Below are 25490 nucleotides of genomic sequence, written 5' to 3' on the forward strand. Positions count from 1 at the left end.
TAGAGGATTCTACTTTCATGGCCGCCCCTTATGCGTAGGGCCGTTCAATTCCATCCTTTAGCAACAATGGGTTTCTTCTTGGTTTTTTTGAATAATCTATAAAATAAGCCGAGTTCCTTTTTCCGTTTGAGAGTGAGTTTAATACCTTCAATCAGCAGCATTGATCTAAGCTCGTCGCGACGATTCAAAGTATGCAATCTTTTGATAAATAGCTTGTCCATGCGAACATCCCTCCCATTCATCTAGCTCCATTATAAACGGGATCGGCGGATTTGATTGTCGCATTGTAGAGATGGTTTGCACTTGTTTTGTCGAAAATGGAGCGAACAGGCCTCGATTTCCTTCAAGTCCCTATAGGCAGATGAATAACTGTACAGTATTATCTAACGTAGGGTGATTTCATATGTTCATTTCTCCTATGCTTTTGCAAGACGCCAAAGATAATAGGCCTTATAACAGTAAACATCATGTGGTAGAAGTTAAGTTGGACGGTTTCAGGTGTATTCTTTCAAATATGGACAAACTATATGTATACACGAAAGACAATCAATTAGTGACTCATAAATTTCCTGAATTGTTCGAGTGTCCGATTCCCGAGGGAACGATACTTGATGGTGAATTGGTCATTTTGGATGATCAAGGTAAACCGGATTTTGAAGCGATGTCTGCTAGATTTTTAAATCCGACAGATTTATCGCCCGTTGTATTTTGTGCATTTGACATTTTAAAATACAAGGGAATTGATGTCACCGCATTGCCCCTGCTTAAACGTAAGGAGCTGTTAGACCAAGCTTTCGTCGAGAACAACAGGTACAAGAAGGTGAAGGTTTACGAAGGTAAAGCGGTGGATTATTTTGAGGAAATCCGGCAGGATGGGCTTGAGGGCATCATTTTGAAGTCTAAAAAAGAGAATTTCAAGTACGAATGTAACAAACGTTCCAGGCAGTGGCAAAAAGTGATTAACTGGACTTATGCAGATGTATACATTACTGGTTACAGGAAAAATAACTTTGCTTTATTGGCTTCAATTGATTCAGCGAACGGGCTGAAGATTCCTGTTGGCGTGATTGAGACGGGGGTAACACCTTTGCATCAGAAGGCACTGGATGGTGTGAAGCATCGCTTAGTCTACAAAGAAGACAATCATTTCGCTTATATGGAACCGCGGCTGATGGCCAAAATTAAGACGAAAAGCTGGACGAAAAACGGAAGGCTTCGTTCTCCGGTTTTTATGGAATTTGTGATTTGAAAAAACAAAAAAGACTGGATCACCAAGGAGGAAGTGGTGGTGCAGTCTTTTTCTCTGTACATAAGGTTGTTACATGCTTACATGCGTCTAAAATTCCCGTTATTGCTGCCGCTTAGCTGTTGCTCTGCGATTTGAATCAATCTTCTCGTAATGTGCCCGCCGATTGCACCGGTATCGCGAGTAGCCATGTTGCCATAATACCCGTCCTGAGGAATCTGAATACCTAGTTCCTGAGCGACCTCATATTTCATTTGCTCAAGAGCTGATTTTGCTTGTTGCACAAGTAAGTTATTGCTTCTACTGCTAGCCATCTGGATTCACTCCTTTATTTGGTATGTGAGTATTTTGTGGAAGTTTTGGTTTTTTATTCATGTAACTGGAAAATATTTTTGAAGTGGTTTGGATACGCTTTCATAAAGCAATGGAAAATTTTGAGTCATGTTTTCAAGAAAACCCCGTGTTACAATCGGAAAGATCGATTATGGATCAAAAACTTAGAAGGCCGAAGCTTCTTAGGAAGCACGGGGGACCCATTCTTTGGGGTGAAGCCGCTATCTTAGCGGCCGGGTGATTACTCTTTGACCCGAATCCGACAGCTAACCTCGCAGGCCGCAAAAAGGAGAGATTTCTTATGTTGAAACGTTACAAAAAGCTAGTCGTTACCGGCGCTATTGGACTGAGTGTCCTTATAAGCTCTAGCGCGGCCATGGCTGCATCCGCCACGCACACAGTGTCAGGCAACGATACCATGTGGTTGATTTCCCAGAAGTATGGCGTGAGTCTCACTTCGCTCATTAAAGCGAACCCTCAGGTTGCCAACCCCAATGTGATCTGGTCCGGGATGAAGTTGAACATTCCTGGCAGCACGGGTACAAGTGGCGGTTCTCAGACACCAGCCCCTGCTACACCAGCTGTACCTTCGCCAGCGCAATCGGCTTATGCCAGCCAAGTCGTTACGTTAGTTAACCAGGAGCGGGTAAAAGCTGGGCTACAAGCGCTAACTAGCGATAGCGCGCTTACAGCTATGGCGTTGGACAAAGCCAAAGATATGTATAACAACGGCTATTTTGATCATACGTCGCCGACCTATGGGTCACCTTTTGATATGATGAGCACTTATGGCATTCGTTATTCCTACGCAGGTGAGAACATTGCCAAAGGACAGCCTACACCTGATGCCGTCATGGAAGCATGGATGAACAGCACGGGTCACCGTCAAAATATTTTGAGCCCCAACTTCACCAAGATCGGTGTTGCCTATTATAATGGAGAATGGGTGCAGGAATTTATCAGCAACTAATCAGCAACTAAGTCAGAAAAACCCTTGAGATTTCCCAGCCGGGAAATTCCCAAGGGTTTTATTTATATTTCCATTTAGCAACTCCCCACATCAAAAGTGGCAGACAGATCGCATGGATAGGTAAGAAAAAAGGGATCGCGATTTTTTGCGGAAAAAGCACAGAACTATCGATAAAGTCCCGCGGTATCAAAGTAAGAAGCGCGGTAACCGGTGCTACGAACCACATCATTCGTCGCCATTTTTTCAGGCCAAAGCTTTGGGCTGTGCCATATGTGCAGATAAAAAAGTAGAGGGATACTTTAGTGAACACACTAACAATCCAAATAGCGATAACAAAGGAATCGAGATTTTGAAAAAAGTCATAGTAGGAAATATAACGAATCAAATTAAAGTATGGATAAGTTTGGCCCGAAGCGGTGAGGTGTCCAAAAACAGAAACGATTAAGAAAGTCGAAATACTTGTTAACAAACCTGCTGCAGCCACCCCAAGTATAGCCGGTTTCACCCCCGTTTGGGGTTTTGAAAGAAATCCCATGATAACGAGCAGAAGGATGCAGTCCCCAAGAAACGTTGAAGTCGGCAGCGCTCCCTTCAAGATTGTCATCGCGCCGGTATCCACATAGATGGGAAGGATATTGTTAATGTGGATATTTTTTAGACTGAGCAGAAGAGGAATTGCAATCCCAAACAGGGTTAAAGGCCCAAGAATTTCGCAGCATCTGGCAATGACCTCTATACCTGAGAAGGTTACATAGATCGCAACAAGGAGCATGCCAAGAATCGGGACAAGGATCGGAGTTCTAGGCAGAATCGTCGCGACGATGAACTCTGAATATTGCCTTAGGATGATCGCAAGCACGCTATACCAGAAGATCAAATATACCACAATGACCACATAGCCGATGTATCGACCCAATAACCGCTTGGAAAATTCCATCATGGTTTGCCCTGGATGAGCCAGGTTCAACCGAGAACTAACAAATGCGACCCCTACACCTATCCCGGTTGCGCAAATGGTTGAAAGCCAGGCGTCTTGCTTCGCAGTTTGGATAGACGGATTAATCGTCAGTAGAATGGTCATACCCAGCTGCATGGTCAATATCATCCAGAATAATTGTTTCCCGCCGATCTGCATGTCCGTAAGTGCTCCTTTAACGATCTAAGAGTTTACCGAGAGGGTAGAAAATGTAATTCACGAGCTGCGTCGGACCCGGCATGCCCGGATTCATGACTAATGAGATCGCAAGAATCCAGCATAAAGCCAAGATAGAGAGATAAGCCGCTTTCTCCTTGTTTGGCGTGTTTTTCATGCGAAACCACTGAAATAGAGTGATGAGCAAACACGCGGCCATGCACATGGGAATGTCTTTGGATGTCATTTTGTATATTCCTCTTCCTTTTCTTTCTCCTCTTCGGGTCGAGAAGACTTGATGCTGGATAGTCCTGGACGCAGCATTCTGGCGTCAGATTGTACGGTGACCTCGACGTTCGGGAAGATTTCGTTCCAACGCTTTTGGTTTTGCCGCCACTGCTTAGGGTATGCTCGGTGGAATTCCCCAGCGAAATCAAAAATGTCTGCTTTGAAACCTTGCTGCACCTTTCGAAGTGCCCCCGCGACACGCTCTTCGATGTCATCATTCATAGCGGCTTCCACACGCTTAACAGCTTGATGATCGGAGGCTAGATCCAATGAAGTCGTATTTTGCAGCGCATCGTCTTCCGTATGAATCCAGACGTTCATGCGCCATTTGCCGTTTTCGATGAGAGGCTGCAGTTTCGTCTCGCTCTTCAATAGTCGAAGGGAGACATGGCCGGATGCACCCTCCGGTGTTACGGTTACAACGGCTGTTTTAATCTCGTCTCTGAGCCAAAGCAGGCCGCGGGTTGTTGGATCATCAATGGTGCCGACCATTCTGTCGTCTCTGAATACAGCTGTATAATTGGTGAAGCTTCCTGTTGTGTCATGATTTCTTGGAGTGTTTGCGGCTAAGAGTTCAATAAAAGGCAAGGCAGCTGCGCCAGACTGATTCGCTAGCATTTGTGCCAAATCAGCCAACGTTACACTCAGGATGATTCTGCTCTTGCCAATCTCCCTCATGATCTCTGAGGAGTTCCGCTCCAGCTTTGTATTCATTTCAAGGATTTCGCGCGCTTTTCCTTTGCAAACATACATAAAGGCACGCTCTCTTGGCTGAGGCGCTCTCATTAAGTAATCTACATCGTCTCGAACGCCTCTTCGTGCAGTAGACTCACCAAAAATAATAATTTCGGTATGTCCCCAGAAAATTTTGCGTGGCATCTTCTCTTGAATCTTAGAAATCGCATCAGCAATATCCACGCCAACCGCGGATTTAACGAGGGAAGTTTGAATGCTGCCCCCTTTGTTACTGCTTTCTAAGCCGCCGCCTCCTCCGGGACCTCGGGGAATAAAAATTTGTATGGTTAATTCAATCGATTTATCGTCATATTGATCAATTGCAGCTCCGGTGACGAGCGCCAAATCGTTCACTTCCGTCCGATCCCAGCAGCCTGTCAGCAAAAGCGTGAAGAGACTTGCTGTTAACAACAGATTTAGCATCGCCTTCATCCATGCTGCCCCTTTCTGAAAGAAGCCGCAATAAGAAGCATGCATGGAACACCAAGCTGCGTGATTAGTGCCAAAAAAGGGATGTTAGTTCCCAAAGCATGCATGAGCTCCTGGAAATTAGGAGAAACCCAATAGCTGAGCAGCAGCATCAGAAAGCCAACTGGAATAATGAGAGGCCGGTAATCAGAGAGACCTAGGTACTGCGCCATACCGAGCACAGTGGCGTAGTAAACCAGAGAGACTTTAATAAATATCCCAATAATCCAGATGGTCATCAGCAGCGATTCCACATGTTCCAGAAAGTCAGCGATGGAAATATACCGTACTGCAATGAGGAAAGCGTAGTTGAATTGGACCGTAAGCGATCCGAACATTAATAAGATTGTCAGATTAATCGTTAGCAAGGTGATCATCACGATGCCGACACTGAGGAAGCTCCACCGCAAAACATGCTGCTTTTTGTTCAAAAATGGAAAAAGAAACGACAACATGAAAAACTGGGAAAACCATGAGGAAGGTACAAGCGACCCCACTAGTAATGGCAGCGGGCCATCTCCCAGAATAGGAAACATCTCCTTAGGATGAAGAGTAGGTATCATCAATATAAGCATAATGAAAATGATGAGCACAGCGGAAGGGATAAGGATTTGAGAGACTCTGGCAAGCACCTCGATCCCCTCATATAAGACATAGGCACATACAGCCACCATGAAAAAAATGACGAGTGCCATCGGTGTTTCATGCAAGAAATTACCGATGACAAACTCCCCGTATTCGCGCAGAACGAGCCCATTCGTAAAGATAAAGGACACGAGGAAAAAGCCGGAGAGCACTTTCCCTGCATACACGCCTAGAATTGATTCCGTATATTGGATAAAGGTCAGATTCGGATATTTGATATACAAACGATACATGACAATCACCGACAATAGTCCTACCACTGCCGAAAGCATGGGGGTCATCCACATATCAATGCCAGCGGTTTTCATGGTTATGGACGGAACGGATAAAGTGGCGGTAGCGAGGACAGTCGGATGCATAATGATAGCTAGTTGAAGTGGGGAGATCCGTCCCTTCTCAATCATGAATGTCATCCCCTTTTGGTGGTTCTGGTTTTTGTCCAGAGGGCTGCCGAATTGCATTCATCCTTCCGGTAAATTTAGGGCGAGTCCGCATCGACCAGATTGGTGCACGAATGATCACATCTTTTAATTCTTTTGCTCTAATCGGCGCTAGCGGCTGGAGGTAGGGTACGCCAAGCGAGCGCAAGGAGCAAAGGTGGATTACGATGACAATAAATCCAAGCATGAGACCGAGCAGTCCCAAAATTCCCGATAAGATCATGATGGGAAATCTGAGCATTCGCAGAGCAATGCCTGTGGCATATTGCGGCATCATGAAGGAGGCGATTCCAGTGATAGCTACGACCATGACCATCGGCGCCGACACTAAACCCGCAGAAGTTGCGGCTTGTCCGATGACGAGTGCTCCCACGATACTAACAGCAGCACCTACCTGCTTGGGGAGCCGAACGCCAGCTTCGCGGAGCGCCTCGAAAGAGACTTCCATGAGAAGGGCTTCAACGAGTGCGGGAAACGGAATATCTTCTCTGGACTTCGCGATGCTGAGCAAGAGGGATGTGGGAACCATCTCTTGATGAAATGTCAGAATAGCCACATACAAAGACGGGAGCAGCAGTGTTATGAAAAAAAATAAGTAACGCAGCCACCGGATTAAGGTACCAATAATAAATCTTTGATAATAGTCCTCTGGTGATTGTAAAAGAGAGAACAGTGTGGCAGGCGCTATCAAAGAAAATGGCGTCCCGTCTACCAAGATCGCTGTACGTCCTTCCAATAGCGCAGCACAAACAACATCCGGACGTTCCGTTACTTGAATTTGTGGAAATGGAGACAGCGGGTTATCTTCGATCAAGCCTTCGATATATCCGCTTTCCAGAATACCGTCGATTTCAATTTCGGAGATCCGCTGTTCAACTTCCTGAATGAGCCCCTCATTGGCGATGCCCTCCATGTAAACAACGACGACTTCCGTGCGTGTGTGTTTTCCTATTTTGTACGAAACCATTTTCAGTGAAGGACTTTTAATTTTCCTCCGCAGCATAGCTGTGTTAACAGACATTGTTTCTGTAAATCCCTCGCGTGGACCGCGAATAACGGATTCTGCCGTGGGTTCTTCGATGCCTCTCTTTTCCCAATAGGCGAGACCGAGCGAGTAGGCCAAGGGCATTCCATCGATGAAAAGTCCGACATTACCTACAGATAGGTGAGCAATTATGTCTGTGAATGTCAAAGTCTCCTTGACGTCAGAGATGGAAATGATGGATGACAATTCTTTTTCCGTGTAATTCCATTCTTCAATGGTCTCGCTAAGTAAAGGGCTAAGGACGTTTCGATCCAATAATTCAAGATTAACCATTCCTTCGAAATAAACGACGAGGGCCCTTGTTGTCCCCCCAATAAGGAAATCATGGAAATTAACATCTTTGCATTTTGAATATATAACCCGAAGAGTTCGAAGGTTATCATCGAGTGAGGAGGAAACAGCTTCCAATGAATTCGACAAACTTGCATCCATGAGAACGCTCCTTAGATGTGATAATTATCTGTTTGTCCAATTAAGCTGGTTGCTAAACCAATTGATCGAGGAACGATTTAACAAAAAAATTAGCGAATTTTGGATAAAATACCGCTGTGAAGTAAAAATATGTAAGGAGCCCGAAAAATTAATCGAAACTTGTGAAACGTGATGGGCACTCATCCGTATCAAAGTAATGAGCGTACTACAAAACAAGTTGTGAAGGAGGTGGCCTGATTGACTATCAGTTTGGTCAAAGGTCAAAAGATCGATTTAACAAAAGGAAATGCTGGTCTTACTAAAGTAGTTGTAGGTCTCGGTTGGGATCCTGCAATGGTTGAGAAAAAAGGCTTTTTCGGATCGAAAAAAACAGCGGTTGAGATCGATTGCGACGCTTCAGTTATTTTATTGGATGAGAAAGGTAAACTGACAAAAGAGAAAAATGTCGTGTACTTCGCGAATTTGCAAAGTCCCGATGGCTCAGTTGTTCACTCCGGAGATAACCGTACAGGCGAAGGCGATGGCGATGATGAGCAGATTTCGGTTAACTTGAGTCAAGTGCCTGCAGACGTTAGTAAAATCATTTTCGTCGTAAATATCTACGATTGTGTGAATAGAAAGCAGGATTTCGGTCTGATCCAATCGGCTTATATACGAATTCTGAATGATTCCAATAAACAAGAATTGGTTAAATTTAGTTTAACGGATAGTTATGCCGGTAAAACTTCTTTAATCGTAGGTGAAATTTATCGCCATACCGGTGAATGGAAATTCAATGCGATTGGTGAAGGCAGTACGGATACAACAGTTGGTCAATTAGTTAAGCGTTACACTTAATCCACTATAAAAAGCGAGGTCATTATCCATGGCAATTTCATTATCTAAAGGTCAAAAAGTAGATTTGACAAAAACAAACCCAGGTTTAACGAAAGTGGTTGTCGGCTTAGGATGGGACACGAACAAATACGATGGCGGTAAAGACTTCGATCTAGACGCTTCCATTTTCTGTCTGAACGGAGCTGGCAAAGTGACTTCTGAAGCCGACTTCATTTTCTATAACAACCGCAAAAATTCCAATGGCTCCGTTGTTCATAACGGTGACAACCGTACAGGCGCTGGAGATGGCGACGATGAGCAAGTTAGCGTAGATTTGGCTACGGTTCCAGCTGAAACAGATAAAATCGCATTCTGCATCACTATCCATGAAGCGGATACAAGAAGCCAAAACTTCGGACAAGTGTCCAATGCTTATGTGCGTATCCTTAACGAAGGATCTGGCGCGGAATTGATCCGTTACGATCTTGGCGAAGACTTCTCCATCGAAACTGGCGTAGTAATCGGTGAATTGTACCGTCACAGTGGCGAGTGGAAATTCAGCGCAATCGGAAGCGGCTACAAAGATGGTCTTGGTGGACTAGCTCGTGATTACGGTTTACAAACTTCCTAATAAGTCAAAAACATTCTAAGGAGCTGTTGGATATGGCAATCAGCTTGTCCAAAGGTCAAAGAATTGACTTAACCAAAACAAACCCCGGTTTAACGAAGGCTATTATCGGTTTAGGCTGGGATACCAACAAGTATTCAGGCGGTCATTCTTTCGATTTAGATGCTTCGGCATTTCTGCTTCATGCAGACAATAAGGCCAAAGGCATTGAGGATTTCATTTTTTATAACAATTTGGTTGGTGCGAATGGTTCGGTTCAGCATACGGGAGACAACCGGACTGGTGACGGCGACGGCGACGACGAGCAAATCAAAGTTGATTTCTCGAAAATCCCTGCGCATATTCACCGCATCGGTATTGCCGTAACCATCCATGATGGAGCAAACCGCAATCAGAATTTCGGACAAGTTTCCAATGCGTTCGCTCGTCTTTTCGATGAAGTAACGGGTCAAGAAATTTTGCGCTATGATTTAGGTGAAGATTTTTCAGTTGAAACTGCGGTTGTCATTTGTGAGTTATACCGAGACAGTCAAGGTCAGGAATGGAAATTCCAAGCAGTTGGAAGCGGCTTCCAAGGTGGTCTTCAAGCATTATGTAAAAATTATGGACTTGATGCGGAGTAAAGCTTAAACTAGGTGGGGTGGTGCAGCTTAGGCATCACCCCTTTGCTAGCCAATAGGCATACTTCATCCAGGCACTAGGCATGATATGTTGGAATATGAACTGGGAAATCACTTCTCCATCGAGACAGCTATAGTTGCAGGGGAATTATATAGATACGGCGCAGAGTGGGCATTAGCGCGATTGGATCTGGCTTCTCGGATGGGGTATGAGATGGGTTGCAGGCAGTAAATAACTAGGGAAAATTACAGGAGGGTCAAGGCGCATGACGGATTTTTTTCAAAGCTTTATCAATAACTTCCTTAGCTTTTTTAGCTGGGACGTGCTATCGGAAACACTGACAGATCCCGTAAACTGGGGGATTATCGGAACACTTGTTATTTTAGAGGGCTTGCTTTCCGCGGATAACGCGTTGGTACTCGCGGTTATGGTTAGGCATTTACCGAAGGAACAGCAGAAAAAGGCTTTATTTTACGGACTTATCGGTGCTTACATCTTTAGATTTGTAGCTATTGGTGTGGGTACGTTCTTAGTTCAGATTACTTGGATTAAAGTACTTGGTGGAGCCTATCTCCTCTGGATCGCAATCAGTAATCTCTTCTTCAAGAAACATGAAGAGGGTGAGAATGGTGAAGTGAGGAACAAAGGCCTTTCCTTCTGGCGTACAGTATTAGCGGTAGAAGTAATGGATATTGCATTTAGTGTGGATAGCGTGCTTGCTGCTTTTGGTGTCAGTGAAAAGGTTTGGGTATTGTTCCTCGGAGGTATCTTGGGCGTACTCATGATGAGAGGCGTGGCACAAGTCTTCCTGAAATTAATTGACAAAATTCCAGAATTGGAGAAAACAGCTTTCATTCTTATTATCGTTATTGGTCTTAAGATGATCGCCGGCGCATTTGGTTTCCATATCTCCCATGTTCTCTTCTTCTCCGTGATTATTGCCCTGTTTGGCGGTACCATTATTCTCAGCCTACTACGCAATAAGAACAAATCGCAAACTCATAACTAAAAAGAGTGCATAATTGAAACTGTGCATCATATCTTTGAATAAGATGATATAAAGTCATTCAAAGAAGGTGCACAGCATGATAATAGGCGGGTTTATACTCTTTGGAATCATTCTCGTGCTCATTGTCGTTGCAGCCTCTGAAAAAGCAGAATCTGTCTCCAAATTTATCGATAAATAGACAACTATGAAACCTGTAAAGGTTTCTTTTTTTTGATTCGATTTGGTAGAATATAAAGATAGAATCGAAATGATGGCAGTTAAGAAAAAGGAGCTGTAACATGCTGCAATTAAGCGATAGTCAGCTTGCAACAATGTGGTCTCAAGGGGACTCCAAAGCGTTTAGCCGACTTCTTGAGCTGTATAAGGACAAAATATACCGTTTAGCCTATCGGATGCTGCGCAACAAATCGGATTCCGAGGATGTCGTACAAGAGACATTTCTACGGGCTTATCAGCACTCCCATCGCTTTGACGCAAGCAAAAATTTCTCTACTTGGATTTTTAGCATTGGAAAGAATGTGACCATTGATTTTTTGCGTAAAAAGAAGTCGGAGCTATCCATGGATACGAATCCTAATCCGTTTCAGGATGCGCTGCCTTTTTATGATAAGCTGACGAGCTTTGAGAAAACGCCTGAACTTCAATTAATTGAGCAAGAAACAGCCGAGCAAGTAGAGCTAATGATTCGCGAACTACCCGATAAATATAAAACGCTAATCGTGTACAAATACTTTTTGGATATGTCATTAGAAGACATTAGCAAAGAAGTGAACTTACCTGTTACGACGATTAAAACAAGGCTCTTTCGTGGCCGAAATTACATTAAGCGCAAATGGGGTTCGCTGTTCTTCATGCTGCAAAGCCTGACATCGGTTATTATTTTTTAAACATATCAATCTAGCAGACAGAGGAGCATCCTAATGAGCACTTCCAAAATTGAAGCACCAAAGATGCCGAAAGTGTTGCCTTCCATATCACTACCTGATGAGAAGCTGAACTCGGAAGATAGCTTTCATACTGGAATTATAAGCGATTGTACAATCGATAATCAGAAAGCGTCGAAAGTTGCTTTTGATAAAATTATTTTTCGAAATGTCACCTTTACGCGAATTGCCATGAAAGACATTGAACTGACGGATGTCATTTTCGAGAAATGTGATTTATCAAATGTAGATTTTGGAGAAGCTACGATTCACAGAACTGAATTTAGAAATTGCAAAATTATCGGGATGGATCTGACTGGAGCAACGATTCGAAATGTGCTATTCGATTCTTGCTTAGGGGATTATATTAATTTCCGGATGGCCAATTTCAGACAAGTTGCTTTCCAAGAGTGCTCACTCTTAAGCGCCGATTTCTATGAGACAACGCTGCAGAAGATGTACTTCGAGGGTTGTAAGCTGGATCGAGCTCAATTCACGGGAGCCAAGTTGACCGGAATCGATCTCAGCTCTTGTGATTTCACTAGTCTAGGCGTAGGCGTAGAAGAATTGCGCGGTTGCATCATTTCAAGAGGACAAGCTTCCGTATTTGCAAGTCTTTTTGGGCTTATACTAAAGGAATAAAGGGTTCAGTGAAATGAGGGGCAACTGTGAAATTTGGTTTTGATATTGATGATACACTCATAAATTTAAGAGAACATGCATTTCATATCTATAATCGCAAGTTGAATAAAAATATTGGCTTGGACGTATTTAATGCATTAACCACCATGGGGATTCATGAAGCTTTCGGATTGACGAAAGAAGAGGGAGGGAAGCTCTGGACGAGCCTCCGCGATGATATTTATTACTCAGACTGCGCTCCATTCCCGCATGCACGTGAGATCTTACATGAGTTAGTTAAGCAGGGTCATGAGGTTTACTATATTACGGCAAGAGCGAAAGAGCATACCGAACGGACGCGAGAGTGGCTTATTCAAAATGGGTTTCCTGTTGCGGAAGGCCATTTCTATTGCGGAATGAGTGATTCCGAGAAAGTACATATTATCGAGGCATTGAAATTGGATTATTATTTCGACGATAAGCCAAATGTGCTCGAGACTTTATCTCAATTGCCAGTGAAAGCCTATGTAAAAGACCGATCCTACAATCAGCATCTCGATTTACCGCGGATAACTTCTTGGGATCAGTTGTGGGAAGAGCTGAAATCATAGTAAGCGGTATATATAGTTACAGATTGACCGTATCACCTGGTTGTAAGGAAAGTAAATGCTCGATACCTTCAGATGCTAGCTGCTTAAGCAGGGCATCTGTTTCTTTTTTTGGAGCATGGACCAGAAGCTTATAGGGGCTGTCCAACGATTGAGTCATTTTGCGTACATCAGGCAGTCCTTGATGGATCTTGTATCGAACCATTTTTAATTGACAGCCGCGTTCCTCATCGCTCATCGCGAGAAGTCGCTGCGCTCTTGTTCCCATAGCGACATGTCCGGTTAAGAGAATTCCATTTGTAAATTTCGTGCGCAGCTGCTCGTAGTACCATTGGGATTTGGGAGATTGCATCATCCCATCACTTGTGAACCAGATAGCTGCCCGAGAATTGGCTATATCCTCGTGTAATAACCGTTTTCGCTGATCTTCATTGTGGATTACTTCAAAGCTTTCGTTGTTCAAAGCCTCCGTGAGGCTGTGTTCCATGCCTGCTTTCAGCCAACTGGCATTCTGGAGCATCAGCTCCATGGTTTGAATGAGCTCCACTTCTGCACGTATTGGCGTTTCTGGGAAACGCTGACGCATAAGCAGGAGCAGATCCTGTCCTCTTCCGCAAACAGGAACAGGCAGCAGCAACTGACCACCTTCACTTAAAATCTCCTCAGCAGTAGTGAAGAGCTTCTCCAGCTTCTCGCCTTGATGCTCGGTATCGGTACTGTAGGCGGCATCAATAATCGCAGCATCCAGAGGTATGTCTCCATTGATGATATCCTCTGGCAGATCTGTACCCAGGAGCAAGGCGTCTTCACTGTAATCTCCGGAAAAGAACAATCGCTTCCCATCGATTTCCAGAAGCATCCATATCGAACCCAGCATATGTCCGCTGCGCCCCCAACACATGCGAAGCGTAGGTGAGAGTTCAATCCATTGCCGAGGCGGAGCCATGTCTTCGATGAAAACGTATTGGATACGAGTGATATCCGTTTCATCATAGGGCAGCGCTCCACCTTGCTGTTTGACGTGTTTCTCCCAAGCGGCATAATACCCAGGAAGCTGTTGTGCGGTTAATCGGGTCGTCCATACCTTGCCGGAATAACCTAGGTTGTATAACCAAGGGATGGCGATCGAGTGATCCTCATGCGCATGAGAAAGAAAAACAGCGTCCAATTCCGCGACTTTGGACGGATCGATCAGCGGGTATTCTCCGCTTCCTTCGCGCTTAACACCACAATCGAGCAAAATCGATGTTTGTTCATTGCCTATCCAATAACAGGAGCGGCCGTGTTCGCCAGCGCCGCCCCAAATGTTCAATTGCATCATTCCACATTCCACTTTCTGTTTGTATTCATGTTGTTCACGATAAGCAGCAGTACAGTTGTGAGACCGACGGAAACGACGGCCATCGCCATACCGAGCGAAATTTGACCTTGTTCAAATTGAGCGAAAATATAGGTGGCCGACGTTTGCATCGACGGCGGAAGCACCATCAGCGAGGCGACAAGCTCTCTGAGCGAGATGGTGAAGGTCATCATCCAGCCGGCAATAATGCCCGGCAGCAGCAGTGGCAGCACAATACGTCGGAACACGTACAAGGGCCGCCCGCCGAAGACTTGCCCGGCTTGCCGCAAGGATTCGTCCAGCTGGCCGTTACGTGCCTTGACGTATTGCACGGTATACGGCAGGAAGAACACCACGTAAGTGAGGACGACCATGCCATAGGTGTTGTAAAGATGCAGCGGCATCCATGGCGCATTCCATAACATAATGAGTCCAACGACAAGGACCATATCGGGCACTGTGTTCGGCAGCAGGCTGAACATGTCCGTTATGCGCTGCGGCAGTCGCTTGGCGCGGCCGATCGTTAAGGCGAACCAAGTGCCAAGCGCGGCTGCTAAGCAAGCGGCGAGCAGGGCGAGCCCTAGGCTGTTCAGCAGCGCTTTCATGCTCGGTGAGCCCCATTGCAGCAGCTCGCCGTAATGAAGCAGCGTCAGATTGCTCCACGCCAGCCCGCCTCCCCGGAGCTTCATCAGTGAAGCTGAGATGATGGAGAAATATGGGATGCCAATGGATGCGGCTAGTAGCAGAGCTACATAGAGCCAGGCTAGCGCTTGCTGCCAGCCCAGATAGAAGACGACTTTGTCGCGAGTGCCTTTGCCGCCGACAAGGTTATAAGAATTCCGGCGGACGACTACGGATTGTATGTACCAAAGCACAAGACAGGCCAGTAACAGTAGGGAGGCCAGTGATGTTGCTTTCCCGAAGTCGACAGGCCAACTGGAGATAGAGGCCTGGATTTCGGTGGTTAGGACGAAATACCCGATGCGTCTGCCGAATGTTGCCGGTGTACCGAATTCAGCCAATGTTTTGACGAAGATGAGTAGAGCGCCCATGACATAGCTTGAGAACACAAGCGGCAGCATGACGCGGCGAAGTGAATAGAGAAAGCTCGCTCCGTGAACAGCGGCAGCTTCTTCTTTGTTGCTGCCTACCTGGAGAATCGCATTGCGTAAGATTAAGTAAAGAAACGGAAACAAATGAAGGCTCATAATCGTAATCATTCCAAATAAGCTGAAGAAATGACTGCTGATCCATTGCGCGCCTGGAAAAAATTGTTCAAGATACCCGCGAGGCTGCATAAATAAAATCCATCCCATGGAGCCAATGTACGGCGGCGTCATGAAAGGAATCAGCAGCACAATATCCAGCCAGCGATGCTTACGAAGCGGCGTTTTGGCCATGATCCAAGCTAACGGCAGGGCAAGGAGTGTGCAACCAACCACAACCCATATACCGAGCATTAAAGAGTTACTGAACACACCAGTCAGATCTTTCTCCAGCACGACCCGAATGGGTGCCAATAAATCGAGTGAGCCCTTAACCCAAATGCTTTTGAAAGATACAAATAAAAGAGGAAGGACGACCAGCATGGCTAGAAGCAGCAATGCCAGAAACGTCCCCGTACGTTTGAATATCATGTAATCGTCATCCCCGTCCGGAGCTTACTTTTTGAACAATTGCGTGAATTTCTGTGTCACACCGGCTTGATTATCATTCATCCAATTCCAGTCAACTTTAATTGTAGGAATGTCTTTTGCGCTTACTCTTCCTTGTACTTGGATATCGCTGCGACCGGAAAGTAGGTAGGAGTCAGTAACCATTTTTTGCGCTTCGTCAGAAAGCAAATATTCAATAAATGCCTTAGAGCTGTCTACATTTTTACTCGTTTTCATAATCATGGCAGGTCGTGGAGAAATGACTGTTCCACTTGCAGGATAAATTAAGTCAATTGGCTCGCCTTTCGCTTTGGAGGCATAAGTCATGTAGTCAACACTTGCCATTACGATGCTTTTAGCGCCTGATATGACAGGATCCATGGCTTCTTGGTTAGCACCTGCAATAATAGCGCCATTAGCTTTCACTTTACCAAATAAGTCCCAAGCGGAATCGCCGTTTTTATTCGTGTAGCCGGTCATGAAATCGAGTGCAGAACCAGACTGAGCAGGATCCGGAATATTTACTTTATCTTTCCACTCTGGATTAGTTAGATCGCTCCACTCTTTTGGAGGGTTGGTAACGGTTTTGGTGTTGTAGGCAATACCTAATGCCGATAGGCTGTAGCTGAAATAATTCCCATCTTTATCGGAGTAATCAGTAATCAGCTTGTCGGCATTTTTAGCTTCTTTGAAAGGGAGTGTTAATCCGCTTTTTGTCATACCAATAGCTGAAGGGAGGGAAGCTAATACGACTACGTCTACAACTGGATTAGCTTTCTCAGCTTCCATACGAGCTAAGATTTTACCTGTTGTGCCTTGGAACATTTCAACTTCTACACCTGTTTTAGCTTGAAAGCCTTTTTGAATTTTTGTAGCGAGATCAGCTGGTCCTGCACTGTATACAACAATTTTTCCGCTAAGCTTTTTAGCTTCAGGCGTTGGTGCTACTGTTGCTGCAGCCGTTGAAGCTGTTGGGGCAGCTGGAGTAGCTGTGGATGGGTTTGAATTTGAGGTCTTGTTAGCTGTGCCACAGCCTGTTAAGCCAACACCTAATAGAACTGACATCAAAGCTATAGTACTCACTTGAAAATTTTTCTTCATTTTCGTTTTCATTTTACATGCACCCTCTCAATTTGTTTGATTTCAACTCACTTTAATTCATGAATGTGCTCTTTTGAAATATAAAGGTTTACATTTTCTCCTATAGCCAACCTTGATGGATGATACGCCATCCAAACTTCCTTTTCACCAATGTCTACACTGATTTCATATCGCTCGCCGATATAGCTGACAGCTTGTATGACACCTGAATACATAAGGTCTTGCTCCGTCAAGCGTTCCCAGCGGATATGCTCAGGGCGAATGAGCCGCTTGTCCGTCTCCAGCCAATTGGTTTTACCAATAAAACGGGCTGTGAACGGGTGGGTAGGCTTGCGATAGATGGCTTCAGGTGTGTCTTTTTGCAAAATGACCCCGCTTTGCATGACGACAATTTCATCTGACATGGACATGGCTTCGATCTGATCGTGCGTCACATAAATGGCCGTGAAGCCGATATTTCGTACCAGATTCATAAGTTCGATACGCATTTCCTCGCGCAATAGAGCATCCAAAGCACTCATGGGCTCATCGAATAAGACAAGCTGTGGACGGACCACAATGGCCCGAGCAAGCGCGACTCGCTGTTGTTGGCCGCCTGACAGTTGATGGGGATACCGCTTCTCCATTCCCATCAGTTGAACCAGATCAATAGCTTCCATTGCACGTTGACGCCAATTTGTTGTATCGCCCTTTGCCTTGAGTCCAAAAGCAACATTCTCTAAGACCGTCAAATGCGGCCAAAGAGCAAAATCTTGAAACACCATACCAAAATCTCGTTGATGAACGGGGCGGTTAATTCTGCGGCTCTTAGAGAAGAGACAAACATCTCCTAGAAGAATCTCACCTTGATCAGGAGATTCGAGACCTGCAATAATTCGAAGCAATGTTGTCTTACCGCACCCGGATGGACCTAACAAAGTTGTGAATTTCCCTTTGGCAAGGGTTAGTTGAATGTCCTTGAGCGCCGGCGAGGCACCGAAGGATTTGTTGATACCGTGAAGTAGTAAAGTCATCTCAAGCTTCCTTCCGTTCTTAGGAACAATCTTAGTTTAGGTGAGCAAAATTAGCGGAGTGTCAACGTAAGGTAAATCTATTGTTAAGTTTTTGTTGGGAAACTATTATTCTCCATAGATTTTTTCTATAATGGTTCTGCGAGCAATGAATGATAAGGAGAGTCCTACTATGAACTGGAATCTAATTAAGCTGCAAATCGTTGAACTACTGGATAAACATAAAAGAATTACCACGGTTGCCGATCAATTAGGTTTAAAGCAGCCGACGGTCTCCTTCCATATGAAAAGCATGGAGCAAGAGTTAGGCGTGGGTCTATTTTACTCCAAAGCAGGAAAAGTACATTTGACAGAAGCAGGGCAATCCTTAAACCACTATGCGAAGAAGATTAATGCGCTGGCTCAAGAAGCGGAGAGAGTTGTGAAGGAGTTTGATGAGAGAGGGAGCGGACATTTGAAAATTGGAGCAAGTTATGTGCCTGGCACGTATGTGCTTCCAAGCATTCTGAGCGGATTTTCTAAACTGTACCCGAAAATTTCGATTTCTCTCACCATCAGGACCTCTCCTGTCATTCAAGAAATGCTTTTGAATCATGAAATCGATATAGGCATTATGTCAGCGGAACCATTTCAGTGGGCGCCACTGATTGGGGAAACGTTATGTGAAGACGAGTTGGTCTTCTTCTTTAACCCGAAACATCGCTTGGCAAGGCAAGCGATACTTCATCCAGAGGTGTTAAAGGATATACCTTTTATTTTGCATGGACAAGAGTCTAGTACGCGTACCATGACATTGAAATGGGCTAAAAGCTTAGGCATTGAACTTAAACCCGTCATGGAAATGGACTCCCTGGAGGCCATTAAGCAAGCCGTCTTAACCGGCGACAGCGTCTCGATCATTTCTAAAATAGCAATAGCAAAAGAGATGCAGAGAGATGAGCTGGTGTATCGTGAAATCCCTCAAAATCCCTTTAAACGCTACATTTATTTCACATATAACGAAGATCGAATTCGGTCATCATTCTTTGATAGTTTTTTCCAATACCTACGTGATTCTGTCCAGAGTGAGTAAATTCTTTTACAAAAAACACATGTTCAGCTGACAATCCAATGACAAAACTTCTTTATGCTCTTGTCTGAGAGGGAAACCTTTCCAAAAACGTAGAGGAGTTGAATTAATGTTTAAGAAAAAGGCATTAAAGTTGGTCATGGCTGCACTCGTTGGAACAAGTGCATTAGTTGGATTCGGAGGAGTACCCCAATCTGTATCCGCTGCAAGCAACATGGTTCCGGACTATGAGGTCAAACTTCTTCTGAATCCGAATGTCGTTCTTGGGTCAGACTTCAAGCTAACAAGCAGCGTGAGGACAGCGTTTGGTATGCCGGAAACCGTGACGAAGATGAATGTTCAATTTCTCGACACGAATGCCAAGGATATTTACAACAATGGATGGAGTCCGAGAATACGCAAAACAGAAGGTGAGAACGATTTTGAGCTCAGTTATAAAAAACGTTATGCCATCACAGGCAATGATATCAATGGCGCGCTAACTTTAGCTAACCAAGAGGGCTTTAATTCAGGGGATACTGGGTATGAAGCTCAAATTGAATGGGGATACCAAAAGAAAACTTTGAGTATCACTCGTTCCAAGAGTGGTAGCAAATCAGGTTACAGTGGTATGGATCTTCCTAACCAAGCCGATTCACGTAGTCTTCTTATCAACAATGCACCTGATAAATTTAATAACTGGGTCTCAAGTGGATGGGGAACAAGCAAATTGTCTTCCTCCCGTATTTACGGTCCAGTGTTAGCCAAACGCTCGGTTGGTACTTGGAGTGGTCAGCAACTATACATCGAAGTGTGGCCAATTCGAAATGCAGCAGGTACGGGGACAGAATATGTTGTGGAAGCATCGTTCAAAACGACTAGCCAATCGACAGCCTCAGCCAAACATGATGAACTCGTCACGTATTTGCAGGGTAAAGGATGGTTTCTAGCTCAAGATTCTTTGAAAACTCAGCTGATTATGGATCGTTATTAATCATTTAAAACTATGGTAATCATGGGAGATGAGGAAGTGATTCAAATGAGAAAGGCGTCTAAAGCTATATTAGTCACAACGGCTGCAGCTATTCTTTTGACTGGCGGAATGATTTCGCCTAAACAGGCTTCTGCTGCAAATGGAACTCCAAGCTATGAAGTTAAACTAAATTTGGCACCAAGTATTGTTGTAGATTCGAGCCATAACTTAGTGAGCAGTGTGCGTAGTGAATTCTCAACGGGTTCCTCGGCAAAAAGCTATCGTGTCCAATACATGGATACTGCAGGACGTACGATGGATGGTCAAGGCTGGAGTGATCGAATCCGTAAGAGAAGTGACGAAAGCACGCATCAGCTCCAATTTAAGAAGAGATATCCGGTAACTGGCGGAGATGTTAACGCTGCATTAACGACAGCAGCTAGCGAAGGGCTGGACAGCTCAGCCTCCGGGTTTGAGTTTCAAGTTGACTGGACGCTTAATAAACAAACATTAAGTGTACAGTATGAGAAAGACCTAACGGTTTCCGGGTACAGCGGTAGTGGATTAAATGCACCTAATCTGACAAGCTCTCGCTCCATTTCTGTTGCTAATGCACCTAGCAAATTTGCGAATTGGACTAGTGCGGGCTGGGGAACTGCGCAGTTAAACAACTCGGTCATTTATGGGCCTATCGATTTCAAAAGATATAAGGGAGATTTTGATGATCTAGAATTAGATATTGAAATCTGGACCATTTTGAATGCAGCTAAGACAGGAACGGAAGACATCGTTGAAGCCTCATTTAAAACGGATAGTTTAAGTGAAGCAACGAGTGCGCGAACTAATTTAATTAACCTGCTTCGTACGAAAGGTTGGTTGGTTGAGTCCGATGTGCTTAAAACCAGCTTGATTATGGAGCGTTATGCGCCAGTGGCACCAACCCCAGATACAACTGCCCCATCCGTCCCAACAGGATTAACTGGTTCAGCACTTACCAGTACCCAAGTGAAGCTCGGGTGGACGGCTTCTACAGACAATGTGGGCGTTACAAGCTATGATGTTTACCGCAACGGTGCTTTGGTTGGTTCAATGAACTCCAACTCGTATACAGATACAGGACTCACCGCCTCTACGTCATACACTTATACGGTTATTGCTAAGGATGCGGCTGGTAACGTGTCAACAGCAAGTACAGCAGTAAGTGTAACTACGCTAGCCGACGGTGGCTCTGGAACAGGCGCTCTTTACTACAACGTAAATGGAAGTACTGTATCCTATATTGAAGCTGAGCAATTCACGGCTAAAAACGGCACATTTATCGAAGCAGCCTGCTCTGCCTGTTCAGGAGCAGTGAATATGGAAACACCTAACGGCTCTAGCGATAGTGAGACGAACTACGTCAAATATGATCTTGAGGTCACAAATGGTGGTTCATTCTACTTCTTCTTACTTTCACAAGGTCCTGATAGCAGTTCAGACAGCTTTAATTTGGCAGTCGATGGTGGCAGCAGTAAACAAGTGACAACAGGAAGCTCCAGTTGGGCTTGGAAAAAACCTAGCAGCTCGATTTCGCTATCAACAGGTTCACATACGCTCTATATCAAAGTGAGGGAAGATGGGGCTAAAGTGGACAAAATAGCCATTAGCAAATCAAGTAGTACACCATCTGGTCTAGGTGGGACAGCTCTAGTACCTTCCTATCACTAATACATGTAAATCCCTGAACCACCTTCTACGAAGGTGGTTTTATTCATGATGGCACCTTGACACTACCCCCGTGACTCAGATCATCATGTGTATTCCGTTCTAGAGAAACAAAGCTCGCTTAAATGAACGAAAATAGAAATATTTCTTGTGGTGAGATTTTTACGATAACAATATTCGTCTAAATAAGCTTGCAAGTGTTTGGCTCCAAGGCCATGGAAGGTGTGGTTAATCCAGTGGCTAGCTTGTCTGGCAATCTCGAGCAACGGACGAAGACGTTTGGGGGTATAGAAACCAGTAATAATCTCGACATTCTGAGTATCTGTTTCAATATGCTGCTTGCGAAATGTATGAATTTCGTTACGAGAGATATGTCTTTCCTTTGGGGTTGAAAGCTGTATGTGCTTTATTTTGAGATAGTTAGATTCACATGCTTCACTACTTGATGAACCTACGAGAAGAAGGTGCTCTTGCGGGTGTCTATGAACAGATGGATTGAATGGACGGCCATAGATGGCTGAATGAATACGAACGGAGCCTGAGAGGGGAATCTGGGTGTCGGAGTTTTGAATCAATAACCGAATCTTATGTAGGATTAGCCAAGCGGTTTTGTAAGTAACCTGAATGAGACTGGAAAGACTTGTAGCTGAAGTTCCTTCATCGGTGCGGGAGACTAGAAAAATTGCTAACAGCCATTTGTACAGCCCCGTTCGGCTGCCTTCCATTATGGTTCCTGAGGTTAGGGAAGCTTGATATCGACACTGGCTGCATTCATATAGAGGAAGTCTGCGTGTTTTGGTTATATAGGCATGTCGATGGCTGCACTTCGGGCAGATAAAGCCCTTAGGCCATTTCACATGAAAAATATATTGTACGCAATGATCTTCAGTGGAGAAGCGACTCTTAAACTGCTCGAAAGACATATCAGAGAAATTCATTTAGCCTCCCCTAAAATAAAATATAGAACTAGTGTTCCTGTCAAAATAATAACAAACATATGTTCTTATTTCAATACACTTCTGGAAAAAATTATATTTAAAATCATTTTTATACTCCTGAGTGAATGGGATAGTGCCCATAGCATATGAACATAAGAACAGTGGAGGGGGGCAGAGGGACAGCTCGGGGCAGCGGGTGATAGTGGGAAGCAGCGGGAAGAAGAACCGCACATTGGCTTCTTTTTCACTTCATGTCCGCATAAGGTAGTACTAATGACAAGCGGGGCAAGGGGGGAATGGGATGCTGCAAAGGCGACGGTGGAGAAGCAGACCTACAGGGAAGTCAAACCGCAAAAAGGTGCTGTTGATCAGTCTTCTCATCTTTGTCTTATTTTGTGTGCAGTTTTTTATCTATGTTGAACGTAATCTTAGACCTCCACTGATGAACTTAGCAAAAGTAAGAATTAAGCAGATTGCAACACAAGCGATTAACAGTGCTATTGCGGATCATGTGGCAGGGAATACGAAAGCAGAGCAGCTCATTGATTGGAAAATGGACAAAAACGGAAAAATAACAGGTTTCATGTTAAACTATAATGAACATATGCGTATCACATCGGATACGATAAAAACCGTGCAGGGAGAGCTGGATCATTTACAATCCATATCTGAGCATATCCCAGTTGGGCAGGCGATGAACAGCGCGATCCTCTCTTCATTTGGTCCAGATATTCCAATTAGGCTGCTGCCGGTCGGCAATGTGAAGGTTGATCTAAATACACGTTCGCAAAACGCGGGAATCAATATGGTGATGTTTGAAGTCTATGTACGCATTATTGCAGAAGTGTCGGTCATTATTCCCTTTGATTCGGATACAGAGATCGTAGAAACAGAAATTCCAATTTCTTACTCCCTTGTGGTAGGGGATGTACCTACTTATTATTACGATAACAAAGGGAATCCTGTGGGTAGTAATAAGGACGCAGGTCTACCCAGCCTATCTCTTCCACAGATTCCAAATGTCGGAACAACCACACCAAAGGGTGAAGGAGTTCAGTTACAAGAAACGATACAAAAAGAGCCGACCCCATAAGGGACGGCTTATTTTCTTCTTTTATTTCGATCTTCACGTTCCCATTTTCGGAGAGAGGGGTAAGGATCGAAGCTCCATTCCGTTAACCCATTATCCCGGTAAAGGCCAAAATGGAGATGTGGTGGAAATTTTCCTGATGTTCCAGGTTTACCGTATCCAGAACTGCCAACCCAACCAATGGTTTGACCGGGTTTGACGATATCATTTTCTTTGAGACCTTTTTGGAAGCCAGAAAGATGGGCGTAGTAGTGATAAATATTATTCACATCGCGAATACCAATTCTCCAACCGCCGTATGGATTCCAGCCTTTCACTTCGACTATGCCATAGCAGGTACTTCTAACCGGCACTCCGTGCCTAGCAAATAAATCCGTTCCTTCATGAGAGCGGTGCCCTCCCCAACCGCGGCTGTCTCCCCAAGTACTGCGATAGGAGTAGTCTGCACTCACTGGTAGTGGGAATGCATGCTCCCCAAGGTCAAGTGTATCAAGAGTGTTAAAAATAGTAGCGAATTGTTTGATGCGCTCGACACTGCGCGAGTTTTGATAATAATTCCATAAGTTAATGAGTAAATTTTCCTCTTTGGTTCCATTTCTACTCATGAGAAAGGCCATTGAAGCTAATAGATCCAAATCGTTGGTTCGTTCTGCGATTCCATCCCCCGAGCCATCTCGTCCATAGCCGTGAAAAAAGGAGATGCTTTTCGGATTCGTATCCTGTTGGTCTGGATTTAGCATGCCGGCCCAATCCGATTCAGGAAAATAGATGCTTGTAATTCCTTTGTGCACGGGTCTTTTCTTAGCAATATTCATTGTTCTTTCATATTGATCAACAGCGGCTAAGTAATCCCAGGGTATATCAGAGATTATACTCGTTTTTTCAAAAAGTTCTTTCCGCTCAGCGTTCAGGTTGGGGTTAACCTTCGACGGAGCTGGGGCATAAGACTGTTCAGATGCAGCAGTTTGGGAAGCCGCCATACGTGAGTAAGTCCCTGACTCGGCTACTGATAGGAGGAGGCAACAAGCTAGAACCCGCGCCCAAAAAGGTTTGCTTTTCATCACTATCATCCTTCCTGAAATGTTAGTTCTTAGGATGTACTCTTCCGTGGATGTTTATCCTTACAACTTTCGTTGTTAACCATTTTTTGCTATGATGCCTGTATGAGGTGAGAATGGTGAGCTTTAATCACAGGGAAGAGCATATTGACGATGGGATGCTGTTAATTCAAGCGAACCTGGATGATATGAATCCAGAGTGGGTCTCTTATATTATCGAAAAGCTCTTCGATGCTGGAGCTAATGATGTCTATGTGGTGCCGATTATTATGAAAAAAGGACGGCCAGGCATTATGTTGAATGTGCTGGTTGAAGCGACACGACTTTCTTTCATTGAGGACATTATCTTTAGCGAAACAACGACGCTGGGCATTCGATATATGCATGCTTCCTGTCATAGATTAGCTAGAGAATTCGAGCAAGTGGATACCAAATGGGGATTGTTAACGATAAAAGTAGGTTATCACCAAGGTAAATTAGTGCAGTATGCCCCTGAATTTAAAGAATGTGAACAGGTAGCTAGAGAGCACCAAGTACCGTTGAAATTGGTCTATGAAGAAGTTAGAACGCAGTTTATGCTGCAGCGCAAAAAATCCTCCTCCTAATGTTCAGGA

Annotated in this window: 28 protein-coding genes and 1 riboswitch; of the genes, 15 read left to right on the forward strand and 13 right to left on the reverse strand. The window is 44.5% G+C overall.

The window, feature by feature from the left end; genetic code table 11:
• Positions 1 to 44: 44 nt before the first annotated feature.
• Complete coding sequence (locus AC58VC_RS30495; RefSeq protein ID WP_161408601.1) at positions 45 to 221, reverse strand: hypothetical protein; 177 nt, start codon at positions 219 to 221, stop codon at positions 45 to 47.
• Between the two features lie 197 nt (positions 222 to 418).
• Here AC58VC_RS30495 and AC58VC_RS30500 point away from each other — a divergent pair, with 197 nt between their 5' ends.
• Entirely contained in the window at positions 419 to 1249 is an 831-nt protein-coding gene (locus tag AC58VC_RS30500; protein ID WP_497374431.1) for an ATP-dependent DNA ligase, read from the forward strand.
• A 77-nt stretch (positions 1250 to 1326) separates the two neighbouring features.
• Here AC58VC_RS30500 and AC58VC_RS30505 read toward each other — a convergent pair whose 3' ends face one another.
• Complete coding sequence (locus AC58VC_RS30505) at positions 1327 to 1560, reverse strand: alpha/beta-type small acid-soluble spore protein (RefSeq protein ID WP_497374433.1); 234 nt, start codon at positions 1558 to 1560, stop codon at positions 1327 to 1329.
• Between the two features lie 179 nt (positions 1561 to 1739).
• A riboswitch (cyclic di-AMP (ydaO/yuaA leader) is annotated at positions 1740 to 1875 on the forward strand.
• Positions 1876 to 1880: 5 nt separating this feature from the next.
• Here AC58VC_RS30505 and AC58VC_RS30510 point away from each other — a divergent pair.
• Complete coding sequence (locus AC58VC_RS30510; RefSeq protein WP_497374435.1) at positions 1881 to 2549, forward strand: CAP domain-containing protein; 669 nt, start codon at positions 1881 to 1883, stop codon at positions 2547 to 2549.
• Between the two features lie 58 nt (positions 2550 to 2607).
• Here the strand turns inward: AC58VC_RS30510 and AC58VC_RS30515 are convergent, their stop codons facing one another.
• Genes AC58VC_RS30515 through AC58VC_RS30535 form a run of 5 tightly spaced genes read right to left on the reverse strand, consistent with a single transcriptional unit; the run spans position 2608 to position 7734 of the window.
• On the reverse strand, positions 2608 to 3684 hold the full coding sequence (locus tag AC58VC_RS30515; protein ID WP_497374437.1) for a GerAB/ArcD/ProY family transporter: 1077 nt from the start codon (positions 3682 to 3684) through the stop codon (positions 2608 to 2610).
• 16 nt (positions 3685 to 3700) lie between these two features.
• On the reverse strand, positions 3701 to 3928 hold the full coding sequence (locus tag AC58VC_RS30520) for a hypothetical protein (RefSeq protein WP_497374439.1): 228 nt from the start codon (positions 3926 to 3928) through the stop codon (positions 3701 to 3703).
• Positions 3925 to 5136: a Ger(x)C family spore germination protein gene (locus tag AC58VC_RS30525; RefSeq protein WP_497374441.1), complete on the reverse strand. Its 1212-nt coding sequence runs from the start codon at positions 5134 to 5136 to the stop codon at positions 3925 to 3927. Before AC58VC_RS30525 ends, AC58VC_RS30520 begins: the two co-directional genes overlap by 4 nt.
• Positions 5133 to 6221, reverse strand: coding sequence for a GerAB/ArcD/ProY family transporter (locus AC58VC_RS30530; RefSeq protein WP_497374443.1), 1089 nt, complete (start codon positions 6219 to 6221; stop codon positions 5133 to 5135). Before AC58VC_RS30530 ends, AC58VC_RS30525 begins: the two co-directional genes overlap by 4 nt.
• Positions 6214 to 7734 (reverse strand): spore germination protein, encoded by a 1521-nt coding sequence (locus tag AC58VC_RS30535; RefSeq protein ID WP_497374445.1) that lies wholly within the window; start codon positions 7732 to 7734, stop codon positions 6214 to 6216. The genes AC58VC_RS30530 and AC58VC_RS30535 overlap by 8 nt, the downstream gene beginning before the upstream one ends.
• Positions 7735 to 7971: 237 nt before the next feature.
• Between AC58VC_RS30535 and AC58VC_RS30540 the strand changes: the two genes are divergently transcribed.
• The 8 genes from AC58VC_RS30540 (at position 7972) to AC58VC_RS30575 (ending at position 12963) form a co-directional block, all read left to right on the forward strand.
• Positions 7972 to 8571: a TerD family protein gene (locus tag AC58VC_RS30540; RefSeq protein WP_497374447.1), complete on the forward strand. Its 600-nt coding sequence runs from the start codon at positions 7972 to 7974 to the stop codon at positions 8569 to 8571.
• Positions 8572 to 8599: 28 nt separating this feature from the next.
• The gene (locus tag AC58VC_RS30545; protein ID WP_497374449.1) at positions 8600 to 9181 is read left to right on the forward strand and encodes a TerD family protein; all 582 of its coding nucleotides are present in this window, start codon (positions 8600 to 8602) and stop codon (positions 9179 to 9181) included.
• Positions 9182 to 9213: 32 nt separating this feature from the next.
• Positions 9214 to 9801: a TerD family protein gene (locus AC58VC_RS30550; protein ID WP_145666616.1), complete on the forward strand. Its 588-nt coding sequence runs from the start codon at positions 9214 to 9216 to the stop codon at positions 9799 to 9801.
• Positions 9802 to 9886: 85 nt separating this feature from the next.
• Entirely contained in the window at positions 9887 to 10030 is a 144-nt protein-coding gene (locus AC58VC_RS30555) for a TerD family protein (protein ID WP_497374451.1), read from the forward strand.
• 34 nt (positions 10031 to 10064) lie between these two features.
• Complete coding sequence (locus AC58VC_RS30560) at positions 10065 to 10808, forward strand: TerC family protein (RefSeq protein WP_497374453.1); 744 nt, start codon at positions 10065 to 10067, stop codon at positions 10806 to 10808.
• 278 nt (positions 10809 to 11086) lie between these two features.
• A complete protein-coding gene (locus AC58VC_RS30565; RefSeq protein ID WP_497374455.1) occupies positions 11087 to 11695 on the forward strand; it encodes a sigma-70 family RNA polymerase sigma factor in 609 nt (202 codons plus the stop codon).
• Positions 11696 to 11728: 33 nt separating this feature from the next.
• On the forward strand, positions 11729 to 12373 hold the full coding sequence (locus AC58VC_RS30570; RefSeq protein ID WP_497374457.1) for a pentapeptide repeat-containing protein: 645 nt from the start codon (positions 11729 to 11731) through the stop codon (positions 12371 to 12373).
• Between the two features lie 26 nt (positions 12374 to 12399).
• The gene (locus tag AC58VC_RS30575) at positions 12400 to 12963 is read left to right on the forward strand and encodes a 5' nucleotidase, NT5C type (RefSeq protein WP_497374459.1); all 564 of its coding nucleotides are present in this window, start codon (positions 12400 to 12402) and stop codon (positions 12961 to 12963) included.
• Positions 12964 to 12979: 16 nt separating this feature from the next.
• On the opposite strand, the gene AC58VC_RS30580 is transcribed toward AC58VC_RS30575, so the two are convergent.
• Genes AC58VC_RS30580 through AC58VC_RS30595 form a run of 4 tightly spaced genes read right to left on the reverse strand, consistent with a single transcriptional unit; the run spans position 12980 to position 18068 of the window.
• Positions 12980 to 14281: an MBL fold metallo-hydrolase gene (locus AC58VC_RS30580; protein WP_497374461.1), complete on the reverse strand. Its 1302-nt coding sequence runs from the start codon at positions 14279 to 14281 to the stop codon at positions 12980 to 12982.
• Complete coding sequence (locus AC58VC_RS30585) at positions 14278 to 15936, reverse strand: ABC transporter permease (RefSeq protein ID WP_497374463.1); 1659 nt, start codon at positions 15934 to 15936, stop codon at positions 14278 to 14280. Before AC58VC_RS30585 ends, AC58VC_RS30580 begins: the two co-directional genes overlap by 4 nt.
• A gap of 24 nt (positions 15937 to 15960) precedes the next feature.
• Positions 15961 to 17067: an ABC transporter substrate-binding protein gene (locus tag AC58VC_RS30590; protein ID WP_497374465.1), complete on the reverse strand. Its 1107-nt coding sequence runs from the start codon at positions 17065 to 17067 to the stop codon at positions 15961 to 15963.
• Positions 17068 to 17102: 35 nt separating this feature from the next.
• Positions 17103 to 18068 carry an ABC transporter ATP-binding protein gene (locus tag AC58VC_RS30595; protein WP_497374467.1) on the reverse strand — a complete coding sequence of 322 codons (966 nt, stop codon included), beginning with the start codon at positions 18066 to 18068 and terminating at the stop codon, positions 17103 to 17105.
• Positions 18069 to 18237: 169 nt separating this feature from the next.
• Here AC58VC_RS30595 and AC58VC_RS30600 point away from each other — a divergent pair, with 169 nt between their 5' ends.
• The 3 genes from AC58VC_RS30600 to AC58VC_RS30610 all read left to right on the forward strand — a co-directional run bounded on the left by AC58VC_RS30600 (position 18238) and on the right by AC58VC_RS30610 (position 21793).
• Positions 18238 to 19137: a LysR substrate-binding domain-containing protein gene (locus AC58VC_RS30600; protein ID WP_497374469.1), complete on the forward strand. Its 900-nt coding sequence runs from the start codon at positions 18238 to 18240 to the stop codon at positions 19135 to 19137.
• A gap of 106 nt (positions 19138 to 19243) precedes the next feature.
• Positions 19244 to 20107: a hypothetical protein gene (locus tag AC58VC_RS30605; protein ID WP_497374471.1), complete on the forward strand. Its 864-nt coding sequence runs from the start codon at positions 19244 to 19246 to the stop codon at positions 20105 to 20107.
• Positions 20108 to 20152: 45 nt separating this feature from the next.
• Positions 20153 to 21793, forward strand: coding sequence for a fibronectin type III domain-containing protein (locus AC58VC_RS30610; protein WP_497374473.1), 1641 nt, complete (start codon positions 20153 to 20155; stop codon positions 21791 to 21793).
• 83 nt (positions 21794 to 21876) lie between these two features.
• On the opposite strand, the gene AC58VC_RS30615 is transcribed toward AC58VC_RS30610, so the two are convergent.
• Positions 21877 to 22728 carry a transposase gene (locus tag AC58VC_RS30615; protein ID WP_497374475.1) on the reverse strand — a complete coding sequence of 284 codons (852 nt, stop codon included), beginning with the start codon at positions 22726 to 22728 and terminating at the stop codon, positions 21877 to 21879.
• A 301-nt stretch (positions 22729 to 23029) separates the two neighbouring features.
• Here AC58VC_RS30615 and yunB point away from each other — a divergent pair, with 301 nt between their 5' ends.
• Complete coding sequence (gene yunB, locus AC58VC_RS30620; RefSeq protein ID WP_497374477.1) at positions 23030 to 23821, forward strand: sporulation protein YunB; 792 nt, start codon at positions 23030 to 23032, stop codon at positions 23819 to 23821.
• A gap of 8 nt (positions 23822 to 23829) precedes the next feature.
• Here the strand turns inward: yunB and AC58VC_RS30625 are convergent, their stop codons facing one another.
• A complete protein-coding gene (locus tag AC58VC_RS30625) occupies positions 23830 to 24888 on the reverse strand; it encodes a M23 family metallopeptidase (protein WP_497374479.1) in 1059 nt (352 codons plus the stop codon).
• A 104-nt stretch (positions 24889 to 24992) separates the two neighbouring features.
• On the opposite strand from AC58VC_RS30625, the gene larC2 reads away from it, so the two are divergent.
• Complete coding sequence (gene larC2, locus AC58VC_RS30630; RefSeq protein ID WP_497374481.1) at positions 24993 to 25481, forward strand: nickel pincer cofactor biosynthesis protein LarC2; 489 nt, start codon at positions 24993 to 24995, stop codon at positions 25479 to 25481.
• Positions 25482 to 25490: the final 9 nt, after the last annotated feature.

Source organism: Paenibacillus sp. J22R67, assembly GCF_059692175.1.

Excerpts from the sequence above, each read along its gene's own strand:
- AC58VC_RS30625 (WP_497374479.1), bottom strand. The coding sequence starts at position 24,888 with ATGATAGTGATGAAAAGCAAACCTTTTTGGGCGCGGGTTCTAGCTTGT.
- AC58VC_RS30605 (WP_497374471.1), top strand. The coding sequence starts at position 19,244 with ATGTTTAAGAAAAAGGCATTAAAGTTGGTCATGGCTGCACTCGTTGGA.
- AC58VC_RS30585 (WP_497374463.1), bottom strand. The coding sequence starts at position 15,936 with ATGATATTCAAACGTACGGGGACGTTTCTGGCATTGCTGCTTCTAGCC.
- larC2 (WP_497374481.1), top strand. The coding sequence starts at position 24,993 with ATGGTGAGCTTTAATCACAGGGAAGAGCATATTGACGATGGGATGCTG.
- AC58VC_RS30525 (WP_497374441.1), bottom strand. The coding sequence starts at position 5,136 with ATGAAGGCGATGCTAAATCTGTTGTTAACAGCAAGTCTCTTCACGCTT.
- AC58VC_RS30520 (WP_497374439.1), bottom strand. The coding sequence starts at position 3,928 with ATGACATCCAAAGACATTCCCATGTGCATGGCCGCGTGTTTGCTCATC.
- AC58VC_RS30550 (WP_145666616.1), top strand. The coding sequence starts at position 9,214 with ATGGCAATCAGCTTGTCCAAAGGTCAAAGAATTGACTTAACCAAAACA.
- AC58VC_RS30560 (WP_497374453.1), top strand. The coding sequence starts at position 10,065 with ATGACGGATTTTTTTCAAAGCTTTATCAATAACTTCCTTAGCTTTTTT.
- AC58VC_RS30580 (WP_497374461.1), bottom strand. The coding sequence starts at position 14,281 with ATGATGCAATTGAACATTTGGGGCGGCGCTGGCGAACACGGCCGCTCC.
- AC58VC_RS30515 (WP_497374437.1), bottom strand. The coding sequence starts at position 3,684 with ATGCAGATCGGCGGGAAACAATTATTCTGGATGATATTGACCATGCAG.
- AC58VC_RS30595 (WP_497374467.1), bottom strand. The coding sequence starts at position 18,068 with ATGACTTTACTACTTCACGGTATCAACAAATCCTTCGGTGCCTCGCCG.
- AC58VC_RS30555 (WP_497374451.1), top strand. The coding sequence starts at position 9,887 with ATGTTGGAATATGAACTGGGAAATCACTTCTCCATCGAGACAGCTATA.
- AC58VC_RS30535 (WP_497374445.1), bottom strand. The coding sequence starts at position 7,734 with ATGGATGCAAGTTTGTCGAATTCATTGGAAGCTGTTTCCTCCTCACTC.
- AC58VC_RS30495 (WP_161408601.1), bottom strand. The coding sequence starts at position 221 with ATGGACAAGCTATTTATCAAAAGATTGCATACTTTGAATCGTCGCGAC.
- AC58VC_RS30590 (WP_497374465.1), bottom strand. The coding sequence starts at position 17,067 with ATGAAAACGAAAATGAAGAAAAATTTTCAAGTGAGTACTATAGCTTTG.
- AC58VC_RS30530 (WP_497374443.1), bottom strand. The coding sequence starts at position 6,221 with ATGATTGAGAAGGGACGGATCTCCCCACTTCAACTAGCTATCATTATG.
- AC58VC_RS30610 (WP_497374473.1), top strand. The coding sequence starts at position 20,153 with ATGAGAAAGGCGTCTAAAGCTATATTAGTCACAACGGCTGCAGCTATT.
- AC58VC_RS30570 (WP_497374457.1), top strand. The coding sequence starts at position 11,729 with ATGAGCACTTCCAAAATTGAAGCACCAAAGATGCCGAAAGTGTTGCCT.
- AC58VC_RS30615 (WP_497374475.1), bottom strand. The coding sequence starts at position 22,728 with ATGAATTTCTCTGATATGTCTTTCGAGCAGTTTAAGAGTCGCTTCTCC.
- yunB (WP_497374477.1), top strand. The coding sequence starts at position 23,030 with ATGCTGCAAAGGCGACGGTGGAGAAGCAGACCTACAGGGAAGTCAAAC.
- AC58VC_RS30505 (WP_497374433.1), bottom strand. The coding sequence starts at position 1,560 with ATGGCTAGCAGTAGAAGCAATAACTTACTTGTGCAACAAGCAAAATCA.
- AC58VC_RS30565 (WP_497374455.1), top strand. The coding sequence starts at position 11,087 with ATGCTGCAATTAAGCGATAGTCAGCTTGCAACAATGTGGTCTCAAGGG.
- AC58VC_RS30500 (WP_497374431.1), top strand. The coding sequence starts at position 419 with ATGCTTTTGCAAGACGCCAAAGATAATAGGCCTTATAACAGTAAACAT.
- AC58VC_RS30510 (WP_497374435.1), top strand. The coding sequence starts at position 1,881 with ATGTTGAAACGTTACAAAAAGCTAGTCGTTACCGGCGCTATTGGACTG.
- AC58VC_RS30600 (WP_497374469.1), top strand. The coding sequence starts at position 18,238 with ATGAACTGGAATCTAATTAAGCTGCAAATCGTTGAACTACTGGATAAA.
- AC58VC_RS30545 (WP_497374449.1), top strand. The coding sequence starts at position 8,600 with ATGGCAATTTCATTATCTAAAGGTCAAAAAGTAGATTTGACAAAAACA.